We start from the raw sequence: 19,656 nt of genomic DNA on the forward strand, positions 1-19,656 counted from the left end.
TTTTACATAGTATTTTCCGATTTCACACCCAGGAACTTATATGAAATAAACATTACGATCGCGATCAGTCCAACTTGTATCATGCCATATGCTGCCGCCTGTCCAAGGTTGAACATCCGTAACTGGTTCATGATTTCAATCGAGATCGGACGATTGCTAAGTGTATATAAGAGTACGGATGTCGGAAATTCCCCGACTGCCTGGACAAATGCAAGCAATGTTCCGCTCAATACCCCTGGCATAATGATAGGAAGGACAATTTTACGGAAAGTGTAAAACCACTTTGCTCCTAAGTTCTGGGCTGCTTCCTCAATGGAGTCATCCAATTGTTCCAATACAGCTGTAGTCGACCTTACCACCAGAGGGATGAACCGTATGAAATAGGCTAATGGTAAAATCCAAAAAGTACCTACCAATGTTTGACCAAACGAAAATGGTGTGGGTTTATTGAAAGCTAAAATCAAGTTTATACCCACAACAGTTGCAGGTAAAGCCCACGGTATCATGACAAGGATGTCCAATAAGTTCTTTCCGATGAACTTCCTTTTGACGAGCGCATATGAAGTGATGATTCCGAATGCAAAACACCCCAGGGATGCAACAAACGCCATGAACAAACTATTCCGGACAGGATCCCATATCGATGTATCTTTAAATAAGAGAATGTAGTTTTCCAGATTGAAAGTCGTCGGATAGATCTGCCACGTCCAGGTTCCTTCTGGTACCAGTGACAAAATCAATAGGGTTGCATGCGGCAAAAGCAAAATGATCATAGCAAGTATACCGAGAACCACCAGGACCCATTTCAGAAATGGATTACTTACTTCACTTCTATGAGCGCCGATGCCTTTACTGGCCATCCTGTAATCACGGCGGTTCTGGAACCATCTCATAAATAACAGGAATGAGATTGAGACAGCTGAGAGAATAACTGATTGTGTTGCTGCCATTTCCAAGTTGCCATTTATTTTTGAAAAGTAGATTTGCAGGCTCAGTACACGAAAGCCACCAGCTAATAGGAACGGAGCACTGAAGGATGCCATCGAAACCATGAATACGAGTAACGACGCCGCTACCAGAGCTGGTGTCAGCAATGGAAAAGTAACCTTCCAGAAAACAGTCCAACGGTTAGAACCAAGATTATAGGCTGCATCTTCAAGGGATGGATCGATATTGTTTATTGCAGAAGAACAAGTCATATAAAAGTATGGATACATCGTATAGGCATGTACTAATAGAATTCCTGAGACGCCTCCGATACTGAATGGCACCTTCGAGAGATTGAACAAGTCTTTGATTGCGTTCGGCACAAGACCAGCTTCTCCATAAAGGAACATGAATGACATAACTCCCACTAATGAAGGCAAAACAATTGGCATGATTGCAACCCCAGAAAAGAACCTCCGTCCCGGAAAGTCGTAGCGGTTAAATATGAACGCAAGAGGTACTCCTATCAATGCACTGAACAATACAGATAAGATTGAGATGTAGACAGAGTTCCAAAGTGCTTCTAGATTCGAGGACGCCTTTGCACCGAAAAAATCTCCATAGTTTTTAAGCGTCGCTGCACCGTCCCGTTGCAAACTCTCAATTGTCGTTTCGATCGATGGATACAAGACGTAACCAGCCAAAACTAATATGATCGGGATCAATAAGAATGCGGTCTTCCGTTTTTCCGCGTTCAACATTATGCTCTCTCCCTCATTGATGGAACCACTCTGATTTTTTCAGGCGGCAATTGAAGATCAACCCCGACACCCTCCTGTAGATATGTAAAGGAACCCTCGTTTAAAGTGGTGACTTTCAGTTGAATCCCTTCTGCCAATTCAATCAACGTGTGGACTGCAGCACCCGTAAATTGAACAATTTTCACTTTTCCTCTCAACACATTCGGACCTGTCATCGTTTCATTGCTTATTCTTATCGCTTCTGGTCTTATTGAAATTTTCAGTTCCTGGCCCTTATGGCGTTCATCCAATGATTGTTCAATTTGAATCTCCATCCCAAGGTCATCGCAATGAAATTTATCGTTATCATAAACAACATTGTAAAGATTCGTTTCTCCAATGAATTCAGCTACAAAGTCATTGACTGGATCATTGTAGATTTCTGTAGGTGTGCCAATTTGCTGACACTCACCTTCACTAAAAACAGCAATCCGATCGCTCATAGACAATGCCTCAACCTGGTCATGAGTGACATAGATGGTTGTAATTCCATAATCCCTTTGTAATCGTAAAATTTCTGTCCTCATTTCATCTCTTAATCTAGCATCAAGATTACTCAAAGGTTCGTCCAGCAACAGAATATCGGGCTCGATCGCCAAAGCTCTCGCCAACGCCACACGTTGTTGTTGACCACCACTCAATTGACTGACTTGACGTTCAATGAATTTTTCCAACCGGACTTTCCCAAGAACTTCTTTTACTTTTTCTCTGATTTTCGAGCGCTCCATCTTTCGTACTTTCAGACCGAATGCAACATTTTCAGCTACGGTCATATGCGGGAAAAGAGCATAGTTTTGAAAAACCATGCCCGTATTCCGCTTCTCAGGTGGCACTGTCGTCATATCACGATCATTGAACTTCACTTTTCCTTCAGTAGGATAATAGAACCCCGCGATCATCCTGAGAGTTGTTGTTTTACCGCAACCACTGGGACCGAGGAATGTAAAGAACTCCCCTTCTTCGATTTTCAAATCAAGTTCTTTAACGGCTGTGACATCTCCGAACTTTTTCGTGATGTTGGATAGATTCACTGTTGACATTGACAACAACTCTCCTTTTTCACTTTCTGTAAAGGTGGACAAGGAACGGTTATTCGCTCTTGTCTTTATCTGTACTTTTGATTTCTTGATCCCAATGTTCCATCCATTCAGGTGACTTCTCCTGGAACACATTCCAATCGATGTCCATCGGTTTGATTTCCGTGTTTTCAATCCAATCCGGGAGACCGTCTATATCATTTCGTGTCGGAATCCGGTAGTATTTTTCTGCCAAAAGCTTAGCCGCTTCCTTCGTATTTACGAACTCATAAAATGCTTTCGCTGCTTCTGGGTGAGGCGCATCCTTCACAATTGCTATACCTTCTGTCAAGACAGGGGTGCCGCTTTCCGGAATCACATAACTGAACGGATATCCTTTCTCCTCAGCAAGCATGACTGTATCAGGCATATTCCATACAGAAATCGTTCCGACGCCTTTTGCCACCTGGTTATACATGACTTCAGGGTTAGCACTGTACTCTTTTGTGTTTTGGTCCAGTTTTTGAAGCCATTCATAACCTTCTTGAGGATCCTGGCTATCTTTATAAGAACGGTAAATCATCGCTGAATAGATCGTACGCATTGTTCCTGATGCCAATGGGTAACGGATGATGATTTCATCCTCCCATTTGGGATCGAGAAGGTCGTCCCAATCTTTAGGTGCCTCTTCTTCAGATACCTCTTTATTGTTATACAGAATGACTTCCGGTGTCTGTGAAGTACCTGACCAAGCCCAATCTTCATCATGGTACATTTCATCTAAAGAGTCAGCATATGTAGGTTTATAATCCATCAGCAGATCTTCAGACTTTGCTTCATCAAACATGACTTGAGGGGCACCCCACCATATATCGGCTTGCGGGTTGTTCTTCTCAGAGCGAACACGGTCGAGAACCTCTTGTGAACCCATATCAAGGAATTCCATATCGACGTCGTACTCAGCTTCGAACTGCTTTTCGAATTCGCTTAATATATCTTTACCATGGGGAGAATACACGACAACTTTATCTTCTAGATTTCCGCTATCTTTATTCTCTGAAGAATCTTCTTCTGAGCTATTATCACCTGCCATACAGCCAGCCAAGATCAAACTGAACACTAATAAAGATAGAAATGACCGATAGGTGTTTTTCTTAACAAATTTCAATCCGAAAACCTCCCTCTCAAATTTTAAAAATAGAATCATATTCTTTTAAGAACAATGCGCTTGCTCCAATCACCCCCGCTTCTTTACCAAAGCGGGTAGGAATAACCTCACACTTTCCAGGCGTGAATTTTTTAATGATCTCATGAAGCTGTTTTTTGAAACTTGCATACGATCCGCTGATACCACCTCCTAATATGATGATTTCAGGGTCTAATAAGGAGATATAATTCGATATCCCGATGCCCAGGTTTTCGATCGCAAAGTCAATGACTTCCTTTGCATCTTCATCTCCCTTATCTGCCAATTCAAAAGCTTCTTTTGCAGTGACTTTTTTATTTAATCTTCCAGATAGCTGTTCTCCGATCGAAATCCCGCCTGCCATACTTTCAAGGAAACCGAAACCTTTAACCACAGGGTTGAAATCGCGGGCCATCAGCCTGTCGGTCACTTGGTAGCCGATCTCGCCGGCACTATAGTTGCTTCCACGATACAAATTCCCATTCAGTATGATCCCGCTTCCGATTCCAGTCCCTATCGAGATATAAATGATGTTTGATTTATCTACGCCTGCTCCAATCCAATGTTCACCTAGTACACTTATATTTACATCATTGTCCACAAAAACCGGTAAATCATAGTAGTCTTCCAGCTTTTCTCTGATAGAGAGTTGCTTCCACTCCAAAGCAGGAGCTTCCATGACCAGGCCTTTTTTTACGTCTGTTACACCAGCTACACCGACTCCAATTCCAAGGACGTCGCTAGTAGTCAATTTAAGGTCATTCAGCATGCCTTGGACATCTTCGTGTAAGCGTCTAAACAAATCCTTGTGTAAAAATTCCTGGGTAGGAAATTCCCGATAAACATGTACTTTTCCCTTGAGGTCTGTTATTCCTGACGCTACTTTCGAACCTCCAATATCGATTCCGATAATATAAGCATTACATGCATTAAAACAGAGTTGGACTGGTTTTCTTCCGCCTGTAGCTGTAGAATTCCCCATGCCAACCTCGTAAACAAAACCTTCCTCCAACAATTGATTCACAAGTTGCGACACAGTCGGTTTACTGATCTTTACTCTCTTCGATATTTCGGATCTTGAGATCGGTTCATGCTCGATGATGCAATCTAATACAATTTTTGTATTCATATTTTTGATGTACGCCGCATTCCCCTTTTGCATTCCCTTAACTCCTTACAGTCTCATTTAGTTTGTTAAGTTTACTTATTAACCTAGTGTAATGAAATATATGGTAGGCTGTAAAACTCTGTATATTCTCTTCATATCGTTTTATCAGGTGTTTATCTCTTAATAATGCTGAAATACTCATTTTTTCTAATTTTTAAAATTTTTAATTAATTCAAGACTAATGAATTGTTACTTAAACGAATATTAAAGTATAAGGAATAAAATGTTGAACATACTGCTAGTCATCATTAAGTCGAGGAGTTGAGTTTAGATGAAAGGAAAAGACCATTTCGTTACCGGAGTAGTTTGGGGAATTTCGTTAAGCATTCCTCTCTGGATATCTTTTTTTGGATGGATTCGGCTTCTCACGCGGTTTGTTCGATGAGAAGTAGCCAAATCTACTTATAGTTTCCCCATCCACAAAGGGACATACTTCGGGTGGAGAACGACATAGTCCGCTTCCCTTTTTCGACATAGTTAAGGATGAAAAAACACCCCCGTATCTACGAGAGTGCTTCCAATCTAATTTACCTTTGCTCCACTCTTAAACTGGTATTCGAAACAGGTTTGATAGAGTTGTTCGAGTTCATCTTGTGTCGGGACTCTTGGGTTATTGGCGGGGCTCCCGCTGTCTAGCGCATCGACAGCCATTTTTCCGATTGCATGATTAAAAGCTGCTTGATCGATACCCCATTCTTTGAGATTCGGGATATTCAACTTCCAGCAAAGCTCTTTTACAGATTCAACAGCAATATCAGCCAGCTCTGCATTGGATGTGAATTGATCAGGTAAGAAAATCCGGCCTAAGTCCGCCAATCGATCAATACATGCTTCTTGGCTGTATTCCAACACTGCCGGCAATAGCATCGCATTGGAATAGCCATGCGGCACGTGGAACAGGGCACCAATCGGCCGGGACATACCATGCACAAGACAGACGGAAGCATTCGTAAATGCGATTCCTGCTTGAAGTGCCCCAAGGGACATCGCTTCCCGTGCGTCGATATTTTCCCCGTCATTATATGCTGTAAAAAGATTTTCCACGATCAGTTTCATGGCCGATAACGCAAAGGTATCCGTCATCGGGTGGGCTTGTTTTGAAAGATAAGCTTCGATTGCGTGACTAAGAGCATCCACGCCAGTGGCGGCTGTGATAGTTTGTGGTGATGAAACGGTCAGCAGCGGATCGACAATCGCCACCTCTGGCATGAATGGCGACTGTTTGATCATCATTTTAATATCGTCAGTTGTATTCGTAATGACCGTTACATCCGTCGCTTCAGATCCTGTCCCGCCAGTCGTCGGGATTGCGATGTGTGGCAGCGGTTTGTTCATTACTTTTTCTCGATTAGGTCTGTAGTCACCAATGTACCCCTCGTTGTTTGCTAAGACTGCTATGGCCTTCGCCGTATCGATACAGCTCCCTCCGCCGAGAGATATGACCAGATCACACTGTTCAGCTTTTAAAAGTTCTAAAGCCTCACTTACATAATGATCTGTCGGCTCAGATTCGATTCCTAGATAAACCTCAGTCTCAACACCTTCTTTTTTAAGAAAGTCCCGGCATTTCGAGACATACCCGAATCCGTCCATCACTTTGTCACTGACAATGAGTGCCTTTTTACCTTTTACTGCAGCTTCTAATCCTACGTTATCAAGAGCTCCACGACCATAATAGATTTCTTGTGGTGTCCGAAGTATTGCGAATTTCTCCACTTGATCCCTCTCCTTTTTGATCGTTTGTCAGAGTACCAAATAAGCGATTGGAGTCACGATGATGAGTGTAAGAATTGTACGTTCAACCCAGATGAGCATCATTTTCCATATGCTGAGCGGGATTTCAGTCGACAGAATACACGGAATCAATGCTGAGAAGAACATGATGGCAGATACAGATAAAACACCGATGACAAAGCGCGTGACTAGAGGTGCATCCACGACTAGTAATGCTGGCAAAAACATCTCAGCGATCTCAATGGCTGCTGCTTTAGCGGCTAGTAACGGCTCTGGAATTTGTAACAGCGCAGTGAATGGATAAAAGATATAGCCTAAAATATCGAAAAATGGAGTGAATTCCGCAAGCATGAGACCAAGCAAACCTACTGACATGATTGAAGGCAGGATCGCCATCGTCATGGTGAAGCCATCCTTCAGATTAACCCAGATGTTTTTCTCGAATGTTGGTGCGTTCTTAGCTGCATCCATCGCCTGGGACCACGCACTTTTCACCCGGTTGCCGGTCGGCTTTGGTTCCGGAGTACCTTCCATACCTTGATAATAGTCATCGCTCATGCTTCTCAGCGGGTAGATGCGGACTGTAATCGCCGTAACTAGAAACGTTACAAACAAGGTCACCCAGAAGTATGTATTCCAAATTTCCATCAAGTCAAGGGTGTTTGCTACCACGATCATGAACGTAGCGGAAACCGTTGAAAATCCTGTAGCGATAATGGTTGCTTCCTTGATCGTGTACTTCCCTTCCTTAAAAACGCGGTTCGTAATCAACAGACCAATCGAATAGCTTCCAACGAATGACGCAACCGCATCAATTGCCGAACGCCCTGGCGTTCTCCAGATGGGACGCATGATTGGCTGGACAAGGACTCCGATAAACTCGAGCAATCCATAACCTACGAGTAAAGCAAGGAATACCGCCCCGATTGGCACAAGCAGACCGACTGGGATGACCAGCTTTTCAAATAGGAACGGTCCCATGTTCGGTGTCATCATCCAGGCCGGACCAAGCTTGAACATGATCAGAATTGACGCGAACAAACCAAGTACTTTGAGCAACGAGAACACGATTGTGACGTTGTCCTTCCTCCATGTTTTTGAATAAAAAGGATAGGCAGCCCCAAGTAAAATGACAAGCAGGGCATAATACGGAACCAGCGCAGGAAAGGTAGCCTGAACCCATGTAACGAGATGATCGAGTGGGATTGACGATTTCTCATTAACCATAATCGGGATGAAAAACATGAAAATCCCGATTGCGCTCAAAAATACGAACTTCCCTAAAGCCGATCTCTGTGATGGCGTAGGAATTTCCGGGTTCACCCCGGTATTCATATGGGACATCTGAAAACCTCCTCATTTAACGCAATATTCAGACAACTGAGTGTATTTAATACCCACTCTGCTACCCATTAATTTAGATATAAGTACTCCAAATCCTCTTTGGTTTATATTTTCTTTTTTTTAATCGAGTTGATTTCCATGAATCTGCGCATAAAAAAGGCTGGCCAAACGAGTCAATATCCGTTCAGCCAACCTCATTATCATTCAAATTAATTCAAACCCCTGAATAGGCCATGAAACCACCGTCAACCGGAACTGTTGTACCAGTTACAAAACTTGAATAGGATTCGTCTGCCAGCCAGAGCATGGTTCCGAGCAAGTCTTCAGGTTTTCCAAACCGTTTCATAGGTGTCCCCGTAATAATCTTTTCAGATCTTGCTGTATGACTGCCATCTTCATTCAGCAGTAGCTTTCTGTTTTGCGTGGTCAAGAAAAAGCCTGGTGCGATCGCATTTACTCTTAGTCCAGCTTCAGCAAAGTGTACTGCCATCCACATCGTAAAATTATTAATTGAAGCTTTTGCCGCGCTATAAGCAGGTACTTTTGTCATTGGAGAATAGGCACTCATTGAAGAGATATTCAGAATTGCTGGGGACTCTGCTTTCAACAGTGCTCTACCGAATACTTGGCTTGCCAGGAATGATCCGGTGAAATTACTGTCAAAAACACTTTTGAACCCATTTTCGTCCAAATCGAAAAATGATTTTTCTTTTTCAATGTCTTCGTGTTTTTCTGAATCCGTGATTGCGTCTGGGTGATTTCCGCCTGCTCCATTAATCAATAGATCGATACGGCCGAATGTCTTGATGATTTCTTCTCTTGCGGTTTCTAATGAGATACGATTCAATACATCAGCTACGATGGAAATAGCAGTACCTCCCGATTCACGGATTTCATCCACCACTTTTTGTCCTTTTTCAGCCGTTCTATTAAGGATCACTACTTTCACACCATGTCGCGAAAGTTCAAGAGCCATCCGAGAACACAAGACTCCACTACCGCCAGTAACGACGGCGACTCTATCTTGTAAGTTTTGATGCTTGGGAATCAATCTCCTCACCCTTCCTTTTTGTTTCGTAAGCGTCCCATAATCCAAGCAAATACATGATTCCTAGTGCGCGGTCATAAAGGCCGTAACCTGGCCGGCAATTTTCTCCCCAAATGTGACGACCGTGATCCGGTCTTACGTAACCATCATAATTTTGTCGACTTAATTCATCGACAATACCTTGAATATGAATGGATCCGTCCTGTGTGTAATGTGACGTTTCTACAAAATCCCCGTTTTCAAAGATTTTTACATTCCGGATATGGGAAAAAGGTGCGCGTTCAGCATATTTTTTCGCCACTTGGACCATGTCGTTCGAAGGATCAGCCCCCATCGAACCGGTGCACATTGTAATCCCGTTTGAAGGAGAAGCTGAAATTTCTAACAGACGTTCATAACTCGTTTCACCAGTGATGATCCGGGGCAATCCGAAAATAGACCAGGGTGGATCATCCGGATGTATCGCCATTTTTATACCATTCGCCTCTGCTACAGGTAAAATTTCCTTAAGAAAATGCTCCAGATTACCCCAAAGTTGTTCTTCATCTACACCCTTATAGGCTTCGAACAGTTCTGAAATACGGGCCATCTTTTCAGGTTCCCACCCCGGTAATGTGAGGTCAGATGCTTCGGAGACTGTTTGAAGGAGCTTCTTCGGATCCAGATGCTCTACTTTTTCTTTTTCATAAAATAAAGCTGTCGAACCGTCCTCTAATGGATGGAACATTTCCGTACGAGTCCAATCAAAGATCGGCATGAAATTATAACAGATGACTTTCACTCCAGCTTCGGCCAAATTACGGATTGTCTGTTTGTAGTTTTCAATATACTTATCCCGGTCTTTGTCACCTAGTTTGATCGACTCATGGACGTTTACACTTTCTACGACGTCCGTGTGGAATCCGAAAGATTGAATGTATTTCGTTTCAGCAAGGATCTCTTCCTTTTTCCAAACTTCTCCTGCTGGAACTTTGTGAAGGGCCCAAACGATCCCTTTCACTCCTGGAATCTGCTTGACCTGTTCCAATGTGACCGTATCATTGTCCCGGCCATACCAGCGAAATGTGATATTCATAACAAGCCTCCTCTGTTTCTAACATTTGTGAACGTATTGCTGGCTTAGTGTTACTACAGCTTCATATCCACCCTGTTTATAAGCTTTGTTCAAATCGCTGCCTATCCCTAATGCAACCGCTCCAGCTTCGAGCCAATCGGTCATATTATCCAGATTTATCCCCCCTGTAGGCATCAGACGGGCATGTGGCAATGGTCCGTTCACCGATCGGATGAACGATGGATCGAATTCGTTTGCAGGAAACAGTTTGAGTACGTCGCATCCTGCTTCCATCGCTTCAACCATTTCACGGATCGTCATACAACCTGGCATGTAAGGTATTCCATGTCTGTTGCATAAGGTGGCGATTTCTTTGTTGAAATGCGGGCTGACGATAAACTGTGCACCTAATAAAATAGCATTGAGTGCAGTTTCAGGATCAAGAACTGACCCAGCACCTATTAAGGCGTCTTCCTTTCTCAGCTTACGGATAACTTCATCAACTTGAGGTGTTGTATAAGTCAACTCGATTGTTTGTATGCCGCCTTCTATAGCACCTTTTGCTACTTGAACCGCTTCTTCCGGATTTTGACCACGAATGACAGCAACAATTTTCGAATCCGTAATCTTCGCCAAAGTAGAATGTTTCATAAACAAAGCAAAACCTCCTTTTTTGCGTGCCTTTTTTGCGTGCCTTTTTTGCGTGCCTGGCACCGTTTGAGAACCATTGAGGCTCTAAGGCTGTTATTTGGTGCCTGGCACCGATTTGAATCCCTTGTCTCTCAAGGCTTCCGGTTCGGTGCCAGGCACCGATTCGGATCCCTTCTCCTGCAAGGCTTCCAGTTTGGTGCCTGGCACCGATTTGAATCCCTTCTCCTGCAAGGCTTCCGGTTCGGTGCCTGGCACCGATGTAAGGCACCGATTTAAAGCTTACTGGCTTACAACTTAATGATGACTTTTCGGACAGACGATGGCGGGGACTCCATCAATTTGAACGCTTTTTCTGTGTCATTGATTGAAAATTCATGACTGACCAGGTCTTTAACGTCGAACTTAAGCGTGTTGAAAAGTTCGACTACTTTAGGAAAACGATCCGTCTGCAAGCGGGAACCGCAAATCGTCAGTTCTTTTTTCGTGATATCCACCTGTGGAATTTGTGATGGTGAACTATGAAATCCAAGTAACACCACTCTTGCAGCTACCGAAGTCACTTCAATCGCCTGTTCGACTGTTTGCGGAAGTCCCACCGCATCAATAACAACATTCGCACCCATACCTTCTGTCCAGTCCAATACTTGATTTACTACACTTCCTTCGCCTGGGTTAACTGTAAAGTCTGCTCCCCACTTTTCGGCAAAGGCCAATCGTTCTTCATTGAAATCAGAAATCGCTACCTTCGCCCCGGCTTCCTTCGCAACTTTTAAGCAACATAAGCCGATCGGACCAGCTCCTATGATAAAGACCATATCGTCTTCTTTGACATCGCCACGGTAAACGGACTGCGCCCCTATCGTAAAGGGCTCGATCAAGGCGATTTCAGACCAATCCAGTCTGTCATCCACTTTATGGACAAGGTGATCAGGAATGGACATTATTTCCCTTCCGCCACCTTCCCGATGGACTCCGTAAACTTCAACATTTACACATACATTCGGTCTGCCCTGTCTACATGCATAACATGTCCCGCATGATGTCATCGGTTCGACCACAACTTTATCGCCAACCCCTACCCTCGAAACAGAATCGCCAACCTCCATCACTTCTCCGGCTACTTCATGTCCGATGATACGCGGATAGGATGCAAATGGATTTTCACCATGTAGGATATGCATATCTGAACCACAGATCCCCATGGCTCTCATTCGGATTTTGACTTCGTTAGAACCTGCTAATTCTGGTTCTTCTACTTCTACTACACTTATATTTCCTGGTTCTGATACCTGGATGGCTTTCATGAATCTCTCCCCCTCTTTTTTCCTAATCAAATAGACTTGGTAAATACATAGTCAATTGAGGCACAAAGCTTACGAGCAATAGAACAACTAGACTTACACCTAAAAACGGCAGTAAAGCGACGGATGCCCTTCCAATCGGTACTTTCCCAATACTAGATGCAACAAACAAGCACACCCCGACTGGTGGTGTTGAAAGGCCGATCATCAAGTTCAGGACCATCATGACACCGAAGTGGACAGGGTCCATACCGATTTGGGCAGCAACCGGCAACAGTACAGGAAATAAGATGACAAGAGCGGCAATCGTCTCCATGAATGTTCCTACGAATAAAAGCAGCAGGTTCAAAAGTAAAATGACAATGATCGGATTCTCAGAGATTGATAGGATTGTATCTGCAACCAGTTGAGGGATTTGTTCACTTACAAGCACCCAGCCAAACAGATTGGCGAAACCTACAAGGACCATAATCCCTGCGGTACTTACCATCGAATCTAGTAAAATTTTAGGCAGCTGATGAACCTTCAAATCTCTATAAATGAACATTCCGACTAGCAACGCATATACGACAGCTACAATGGATGCTTCAGTTGGAGTGAAATAACCACTTAAGATACCAAACAATATGACGACTGTCATCATCAACGCCCAGAATGCACCCCAGAACGATTTAACAATCGTAGGTAACTTTTGACGTTCTCCTTTTGGATATTTACGTTTTACGGAAATGATATAAGTGACGATCATCAGTCCGATCCCTAACAAAATACCTGGAATGGTCCCTGCCAAAAATAGATCTCCGATTGAAACGGTGGCAAGAGTACCAACGATGATCATCGGTAATGAAGGTGGGATGATCGGACCTATTGTTGAAGAGGATGATGTTACTGCAACAGAGAACGGAGCGCCATATCCCTCTTTTTTCATAGCTGGTATAAGGACGGAGCCAATACTTGCCGTATCCGCTAGTGCTGTCCCGGAAATTCCGGCAAACCCCATCGAAGACCCGACATTTGCGAGACCTAGCCCTCCACGTATATGTCCGATCAAATTATTAGTAAAGGTGATGATTCTCTCGGTGATTCCCCCGGCATTCATCAAGTTACCCGCCAGAATAAACCCCGGAATACACAATAAAACGAATGAATTGATTCCTTCAAACATCTTTTGTGGAATAATGTTGAGCGGGATATCAACCATCAGGATATAGATCAGCGATGAGAGCCCCAGGCTGAATGCAATAGGTACTCCTAGAAAGATTAGAACCAAAAAAGATATAAAAAGGATCAGTGCCATCATTGTTCTACACCCTCTTCGTTATTCTGAGTAATGACATGATAGATGTTCAAGAGACTGTACAATGCTAAAAACGCAAATGTAATCGTCATGCTTGAATAAATGTAAAACATCTTGATCGTCAACGTTGCAGATGATTGGTTCTGCCCGATCAATGAAAATTGATAGGCATAATTGATCAGTGAAGCTGAAAAGATTCCCAGCACCAGGTAGATCAAGGCGTCATAATACTTTCTGATTTTTTCCGGTAAAATGCTTACAAGCAAATCAACCCTTACGTACTCTCGTTTTTCCATTGCTACAGGTGCTGCAAAGGCAATTGAATAAATAAATAGAAAACGAGAGAGCTCTTCTGTCCATACGAAGGATGCCGGGGTATACCTCCCCACCACTTGCATCAAAACAACCACGATAAGGGCAGAAAATGAAAGTATAGTCAATAGTTTCAGGATGCGGCTCATAATCTTAACGGCTATCATACAGCTCTCTCCTTTTCTAATTATTGAATATGGCTGGCTCATCATGTCTACTCTCTGACAATTCATAGTAAAAGAGGAAGACAACTTATGAGCCAACCTTACTAAGATCATTCAGCCGATTCTAAAATCTTTTCATATAATTTCAACTGTTCTTCAGATAAACTCTTTTCGATGGCAGGTTTCATAGCTTCAGCAAACGCTTCTTGATCTACTTCTACAAATTCCATACCTTCATCTTCTAATTTCTTTTCATATTCAGCAGTTTCTTTTTCAAATAATTCCTGTCCATATGCTTGTGCTTCTTCAGCCGCTTCTTTTACTGCAGCTTGAGTTTCTTTATCCAAAGCTTCAAACTGTTTATTTCCTACCACTACATAAATCCAAGAATAGACATGTTCAGTCCTGTTTACATATTTTTGGACTTCATAAAGTCCTGCACTATGAATTAGGTCAACTGGATTTTCTTGTCCATTAATCACTTTTTGCTGTAGAGCTGTAAATACTTCGCTGAAGTCCATTACTTGAGGTCGTGCTCCTGCTTCTTTCCACGCATCCATGAACAACGGAACGTTTGGTACCCGCATTTTGAATCCATTCAGATCCTCTGGTGTTTCGATTGGCTTACTTGATGTCAAATTACGCGGAGCACGCATGTGATAATAAAGCGGTGTAACGCCTACTTTCTCTTTGATTGCGCTTTCAATTTCACCACCGATTTCACCTTCTACCACTTTTTTCATATGATCTTGCCCTTGAAATGCGTAAGGTACTGCTAAAAGGGCTGCTTCTTCTGCCCAGTTCTGCATCGTTTCACCTGAGATCGTCATGTCGACTGTCCCAGCTTCAATACTGTTCAAAACCTCTGTCTCCCCACCTAATTGTTCGTTAGGAAAAATTTTGATTTCTAGTTTCCCATTTGTTTTTTCATCAACTAGCTCAGCGAATTTTTCAGCCGTTTTATGCCAAACGTGATCTTCATTACCGAGATGTCCTAATTTCCAAGTCGTCTTATCCCCTGAACCACCCGACTCATTTGCTCCGCTACATGCAGCCAAAGCAAAGACCATGACTGAAACCATCAATAAACTAAACCACTTTTTCATCATATAAATCCTCCTGACTTTAATTTAATTTGAATTTTTTAGAACACTTGTAGAATCAAGTTTCAAATAATCGTAGATACTCTGGGAAACCGGGATTCCCTCGTTGGATCTTACTTCTTCTTTCAATTGTTCTGGCTCACCTGGAACCATTACAGCCGAAAATCCTTCAGCAGGCTTAACCTCGTGCAGTTCATTGATCATCTGATCGATATTCGATAGGAATTGTTCCTTATCTATAAAAAGGCCTGGATCAATCGTTATGATGACATGAGCTAGGCGACGGTTTTTTCCATAGTCCCCATACATGGTGGTGATATTCGGCCCAAAAGCTGAACCCGTCAATATGCCTGTCATTACATCGACTGTCAACGCAAGTCCATACCCTTTCGGACCTCCCACTGGTAACAAGTGTTTGACAAGATTCGGGTCAGTGACCTGCTTCCCATTGTCATCGACTCCCCAGTTATCCGGAATTGATGTTCCTTGTTCCCTGGCATGGAGAATCTTTCCTAGGGCGACATTGCTCGTAGCCATATCGAGAATGATCGGTTTTTGTTCTTTAGCAGGGAAACCATAAGCAATCGGGTTCGTCCCGAAATAAGGTTCCGAACCACCGAAAGGGACTACGGCGCTGTCTGTTTGTGTCATGATCATGCTGATCGTCTCTTCTGCTGCCGCTTGCTCGGCAAAATATGATAAAGCGCCGCAATGACTGCTGTTCACGATTCCGACAATACCGATGCCATTTTCCTTGGACAATTCAATCGCATGGTCCATCGCTTCTTTTACGACCACATGGCCCATTCCGTTATCCCCGTTAAATAAAGCAGCCGACATCCCTTTCTGTTCAATGGTAAACGCTGGCATAGGGTTCATCCCACCTTCGTTCAATCTTTTGACATAATGTTCAGTACGCAAGACGCCATGGGAGTGGATCCCTCTTAAATCGGCATGAACCAGGACATCTGCTACTACCCTCGCATGTTCTTCAATCACATCAGCTGCGGTGAGTTTTTGAACAACAAGGTCCTTCAATTCTCCTTTTTGTACAATGACTTCAGGCATAAGACCATTCCTCTCACTCAAGGTTTACATGCTGTTGATTCATCACTTCATGTAAATTTCCTGTTTCCTCGGTCAGTGCGATTACGATTGCATCAAGCAATATCGGTGCATCTGTGCTTCGTCAACCGGTCGAGGGCAATTGGATCATCGGACCTTCATCTTTCAATGAATCTCTCCCCTTCTAATTTCATCAGGACATCTTCCAAATATGGCAAGCCCTCATTATCCCCCTTCACACTGACGACCATTGAACCGATGATGTTTGCAAACTTCAGGGTCTTTGGCAGTTCCCAGTCATTCAAGAGACCATAAAGCACACCTGCGTCAAATCCATCCCCTGCCCCAACCGTATCAACTACTTTTGGAACGAATTGAGGCGGTTCTTCTATAAGACCGTTTTGCGTCCAAACAGCCGATCCTTTTTCACCAAGCTTCAAGAACAAATGTGAAAGGCTGTATTGTTTGGCATGTTCGATCATTTCTGGAATATGATCTGTTCCGAAGAGGATTTCTGCTTCTTCTATACCTGTCAAAAGATAATCGACATCCGGTAACCATTGAAGCAATGTTTTGCGGGCTTCCTCTTTACTCCAAAGCTTCAGTCTGATGTTCGGATCCATCGATATTTTTAGGTCATATTTTTTTGCCAGTTCCACAGCACGATCGATAACCGCCCTGTTCTGATCATGTACTGCCGGGAAAACTCCAGTTATATGAAGCAGTTTCGCTTTCTTAAAATAAGATTCATCTAATGATTCCGGTTTCAAAGTAAGTGTCGGCGACTGCTGGCGATAATAGAATGTTTTACCTGAACCATCTTCGAGAATTTCCTTAAAGTTCAACGAGGTCGGATACCCTTCCATCAAATGGACTTTCGACACATCAATCCCTTCGCCTCTGGTAAAATTGTAAATATATCTGCCAAATTCATCTTTCCCCAATCGACTGATCCAGCCTGTCTTTAAACCAAGCCTTGCACAACCGATAGCGACATTCAGCTCTGCGCCTCCGACTTTTCGTTTATAGGTATCAACGAATCGAAGCGGGCCTGTCGTGGAAGGATCCATCGTTATCATGGCATCTCCGATGGTAATCACATCAATCATATGAAGCACCTCCTTTCCTAACTGATTTCCTAACGATCAATACCGGATTAAAACGGTATACATCTGGTTCCGACTCTTTATGTTTCTTCACTTTGTTTAATAATAAATTTGCTGCTTTCGTTCCCATTTCAAATGTTGGTTGTGCAACCGTAGTCAAGGTTGGGGAATGAATGGGCGCAAATGATACTTCATCGATCGTCACCAATCCGACATCCCTTCCAATCTGAAGCTCATTTTCAGTGACAAATTTCAAAAACTCCATCAAGGTCAGGTCGTTTCCAGTGATAATGGCTTGTGGAGGTTCCTCTAGTGAAAAAAGTTCGTCAAGCCCCTGTTGCAATTCTTGGATTTCCATTCCACGGATGTATTCCTCTCGAACGGGTAGACTGTGAACTTCTAGAGCTTTACGGTACCCTTGTATCCTCTCTATTCGAGGTGTCACGTTCTCTATCAATGATGACGTAATGATTGCAATACGCTCATATCCACCTTCTACGAGATGATCAATGGCTAATCGGGAAGCTTTTTCATTGTCCAGCAAAACTGTATCCATCGTTAAACCATCGACTAGGCGGTCCATAAATACAATCGGAAAATTTGCATCGATGAGACGTTGATAAATTTCCGAATTTCCACTTGTCGGAAATACGATTAAGCCATCGACTTGCTTTGCAAGGAGGGTTTCAATGTACTTTTTTTCTTTCTGTGGGTCATCATCTGCATTACACACAATCGTTGAGACCCCTTCATCACTGCAGACATCCTCAATGGCGCGGATCACTTGTGTCGAAAAGTTGTGTAGGATGTTTGCCACAATAACACCGATAGTTGACGTATTCTTTTTCTTCAAACTCCTCGCGACCACATTCGGTTGATAATTCAATTCCGAAATCGCTTTCTTAATTCTTGAACGTGTTTCCTCACCCATGTAATCAAATCGTTCATTCAGATATTGGGAGACCGTACTTTTAGAAACACCAGCTCGTTTGGCGACATCGCCTATCGTAACTTTATTGATTGGCATAATTATCTTCATTCCCTAAAGTTCATTTCTACTAAATCGGTTTAGTAAATCGGTTTAGTGAAAAGTATAAAACAAATGTAAGCGCTTTTCAATAGAAATTTCAGAATTTTTTAGGATTTTTTTAACCTAAACAAAAACACCCTCGAATCATCGAGAGTGTTTTACTTTTTAACTGGAAATCATAGAATACGTTGTACAGTTCTTCTAGTTCTAACCAGGTAGGGTGGTATTTTTGACCGGTCTTCCGCTTTGATTGCACCGGCTTCCATGAACTTGTAACACTTAATGATTGAAACAAAATGATGAACCCCTTCTTTTTAATCAGAGGGGGTTCCTATTTTTTCAATTTATCTTACTTCCCCTATAGATTCATATTCACATAAGAGATTGTTTTTTCAATATGGGAAGATGTTCCGGGTGCATCGTGTCCTGAAAAAGGATATATTTCCATGCTTTTTTCAGATGTAATGTGATTATATACGCCAAAGATTGGCTTCGGGGGACAAATGAGGTCTTTAAATGCAACTGAAACTCTTATTTTACTTTTAATGTTCGAGGCATGATTAAGAATATCGAAGTAGCTCAGATTAGTGAGAATTTTCTCCGTATATTCTGGATGAACTTTCAAGAATTTTTCTATTTCAACAAGTGATCCTTCCATTTTTTGCTTTATTGTCAGTTCAATATCACACATATTGGGTACATCTGCTACCACAAGAGCCGGCCGCGGATCCAATGCTGCCACCGCCATCGCTATTCCTCCTCCTAAACTTGAACCCATTAGACATACAGCGTTTGGATCGATTTCATCTTGCGTCATGATAAAATCAACTGCACGTTTACAGTCCAGCCAAACTTTATAGTAATAGTATTCTTCTTTCACCAATAAGCCTTGAGTAGCCCAGCTCCCCGTATTACCGAATGAGTATGTACTATCATCGCCTGTTTCTCCCATTCCGCGGCAATCGACTGCAAATATTGCATATCCTTGGATTAGCCAGGTCATATATTGAGAAATTGCCCCTTTGTTACCTCCGTAACCATGATAAAAAATTATACATTTTAATTTTTCCTTGGTATCAACTGGTTTAATATAATAAGCACTTATAGGTGTTTCATATGCTCCTTGATAGGTGACACGCTCTACCTGGACTTGCTTTATTGGATAGAGAATTTTTTCTACATGTGGATTTAATGGAATTGTTTTAGATTCGGAAAGCGCATTTTCCCAAAAGCTATTGAACTCTTCTCTTCTTGTCAATTCAGGATGATAACTTTCATATTCTTTTATAAGTGCATCTATTTCCCTCATATTTTCACCCTTTCTTAACCCATCTGCTATGTAATGTTTTA

The 19,656-nt window shown here is 42.7% G+C and carries 17 protein-coding genes; all 17 read right to left on the bottom strand.

Annotation, left to right across the window (positions count from 1 at the left end):
- Positions 1–2: 2 nt before the first annotated feature.
- The 17 genes from KOL94_RS14075 to KOL94_RS14155 all read right to left on the bottom strand — a co-directional run bounded on the left by KOL94_RS14075 (position 3) and on the right by KOL94_RS14155 (position 19,615).
- Entirely contained in the window at positions 3–1,688 is a 1,686-nt protein-coding gene (locus KOL94_RS14075; protein ID WP_260412320.1) for an ABC transporter permease, read from the bottom strand.
- Positions 1,688–2,767, bottom strand: a complete 1,080-nt coding sequence (locus KOL94_RS14080) for an ABC transporter ATP-binding protein (protein ID WP_221567033.1) — start codon at positions 2,765–2,767, stop codon at positions 1,688–1,690. Before KOL94_RS14080 ends, KOL94_RS14075 begins: the two co-directional genes overlap by 1 nt.
- A 49-nt stretch (positions 2,768–2,816) precedes the next feature.
- On the bottom strand, positions 2,817–3,911 hold the full coding sequence (locus KOL94_RS14085) for an extracellular solute-binding protein (protein WP_260412321.1): 1,095 nt from the start codon (positions 3,909–3,911) through the stop codon (positions 2,817–2,819).
- A 16-nt stretch (positions 3,912–3,927) separates the two neighbouring features.
- Positions 3,928–5,091, bottom strand: coding sequence for an ROK family transcriptional regulator (locus KOL94_RS14090; RefSeq protein WP_221567035.1), 1,164 nt, complete (start codon positions 5,089–5,091; stop codon positions 3,928–3,930).
- A 528-nt stretch (positions 5,092–5,619) separates the two neighbouring features.
- A complete protein-coding gene (locus KOL94_RS14095; RefSeq protein WP_221567036.1) occupies positions 5,620–6,813 on the bottom strand; it encodes an iron-containing alcohol dehydrogenase in 1,194 nt (397 codons plus the stop codon).
- Positions 6,814–6,840: 27 nt separating this feature from the next.
- Positions 6,841–8,166 carry a YjiH family protein gene (locus KOL94_RS14100; protein ID WP_221567726.1) on the bottom strand — a complete coding sequence of 442 codons (1,326 nt, stop codon included), beginning with the start codon at positions 8,164–8,166 and terminating at the stop codon, positions 6,841–6,843.
- A 223-nt stretch (positions 8,167–8,389) separates the two neighbouring features.
- Positions 8,390–9,226 (bottom strand): SDR family oxidoreductase, encoded by an 837-nt coding sequence (locus tag KOL94_RS14105; protein WP_221567037.1) that lies wholly within the window; start codon positions 9,224–9,226, stop codon positions 8,390–8,392.
- Complete coding sequence (uxuA, locus tag KOL94_RS14110; protein WP_221567038.1) at positions 9,195–10,298, bottom strand: mannonate dehydratase; 1,104 nt, start codon at positions 10,296–10,298, stop codon at positions 9,195–9,197. Before uxuA ends, KOL94_RS14105 begins: the two co-directional genes overlap by 32 nt.
- 18 nt (positions 10,299–10,316) lie before the next feature.
- The gene (locus tag KOL94_RS14115) at positions 10,317–10,928 is read right to left on the bottom strand and encodes a bifunctional 2-keto-4-hydroxyglutarate aldolase/2-keto-3-deoxy-6-phosphogluconate aldolase (RefSeq protein WP_221567727.1); all 612 of its coding nucleotides are present in this window, start codon (positions 10,926–10,928) and stop codon (positions 10,317–10,319) included.
- A 287-nt stretch (positions 10,929–11,215) separates the two neighbouring features.
- Complete coding sequence (locus KOL94_RS14120) at positions 11,216–12,232, bottom strand: zinc-binding alcohol dehydrogenase family protein (protein ID WP_221567039.1); 1,017 nt, start codon at positions 12,230–12,232, stop codon at positions 11,216–11,218.
- A 22-nt stretch (positions 12,233–12,254) separates the two neighbouring features.
- Positions 12,255–13,529, bottom strand: a complete 1,275-nt coding sequence (locus KOL94_RS14125; protein WP_221567040.1) for a TRAP transporter large permease — start codon at positions 13,527–13,529, stop codon at positions 12,255–12,257.
- Entirely contained in the window at positions 13,526–14,005 is a 480-nt protein-coding gene (locus KOL94_RS14130) for a TRAP transporter small permease (protein WP_221567042.1), read from the bottom strand. The genes KOL94_RS14125 and KOL94_RS14130 overlap by 4 nt, the downstream gene beginning before the upstream one ends.
- 107 nt (positions 14,006–14,112) lie before the next feature.
- Positions 14,113–15,108, bottom strand: coding sequence for a TRAP transporter substrate-binding protein (locus KOL94_RS14135; protein ID WP_311775145.1), 996 nt, complete (start codon positions 15,106–15,108; stop codon positions 14,113–14,115).
- A gap of 24 nt (positions 15,109–15,132) precedes the next feature.
- Complete coding sequence (allD, locus tag KOL94_RS14140; RefSeq protein WP_221567044.1) at positions 15,133–16,173, bottom strand: ureidoglycolate dehydrogenase; 1,041 nt, start codon at positions 16,171–16,173, stop codon at positions 15,133–15,135.
- Positions 16,174–16,328: 155 nt separating this feature from the next.
- A complete protein-coding gene (locus KOL94_RS14145) occupies positions 16,329–17,279 on the bottom strand; it encodes a sugar kinase (RefSeq protein ID WP_221567045.1) in 951 nt (316 codons plus the stop codon).
- Positions 17,272–18,297, bottom strand: a complete 1,026-nt coding sequence (locus KOL94_RS14150; protein WP_221567728.1) for a LacI family DNA-binding transcriptional regulator — start codon at positions 18,295–18,297, stop codon at positions 17,272–17,274. The genes KOL94_RS14145 and KOL94_RS14150 overlap by 8 nt, the downstream gene beginning before the upstream one ends.
- Positions 18,298–18,664: 367 nt before the next feature.
- The gene (locus KOL94_RS14155; RefSeq protein WP_221567047.1) at positions 18,665–19,615 is read right to left on the bottom strand and encodes an acetylxylan esterase; all 951 of its coding nucleotides are present in this window, start codon (positions 19,613–19,615) and stop codon (positions 18,665–18,667) included.
- Between the last annotated feature and the right edge of the window lie 41 nt (positions 19,616–19,656).

Source organism: Alkalihalobacillus sp. TS-13 (assembly GCF_019720915.1).
Classification (GTDB): domain Bacteria; phylum Bacillota; class Bacilli; order Bacillales; family Fictibacillaceae; genus Pseudalkalibacillus.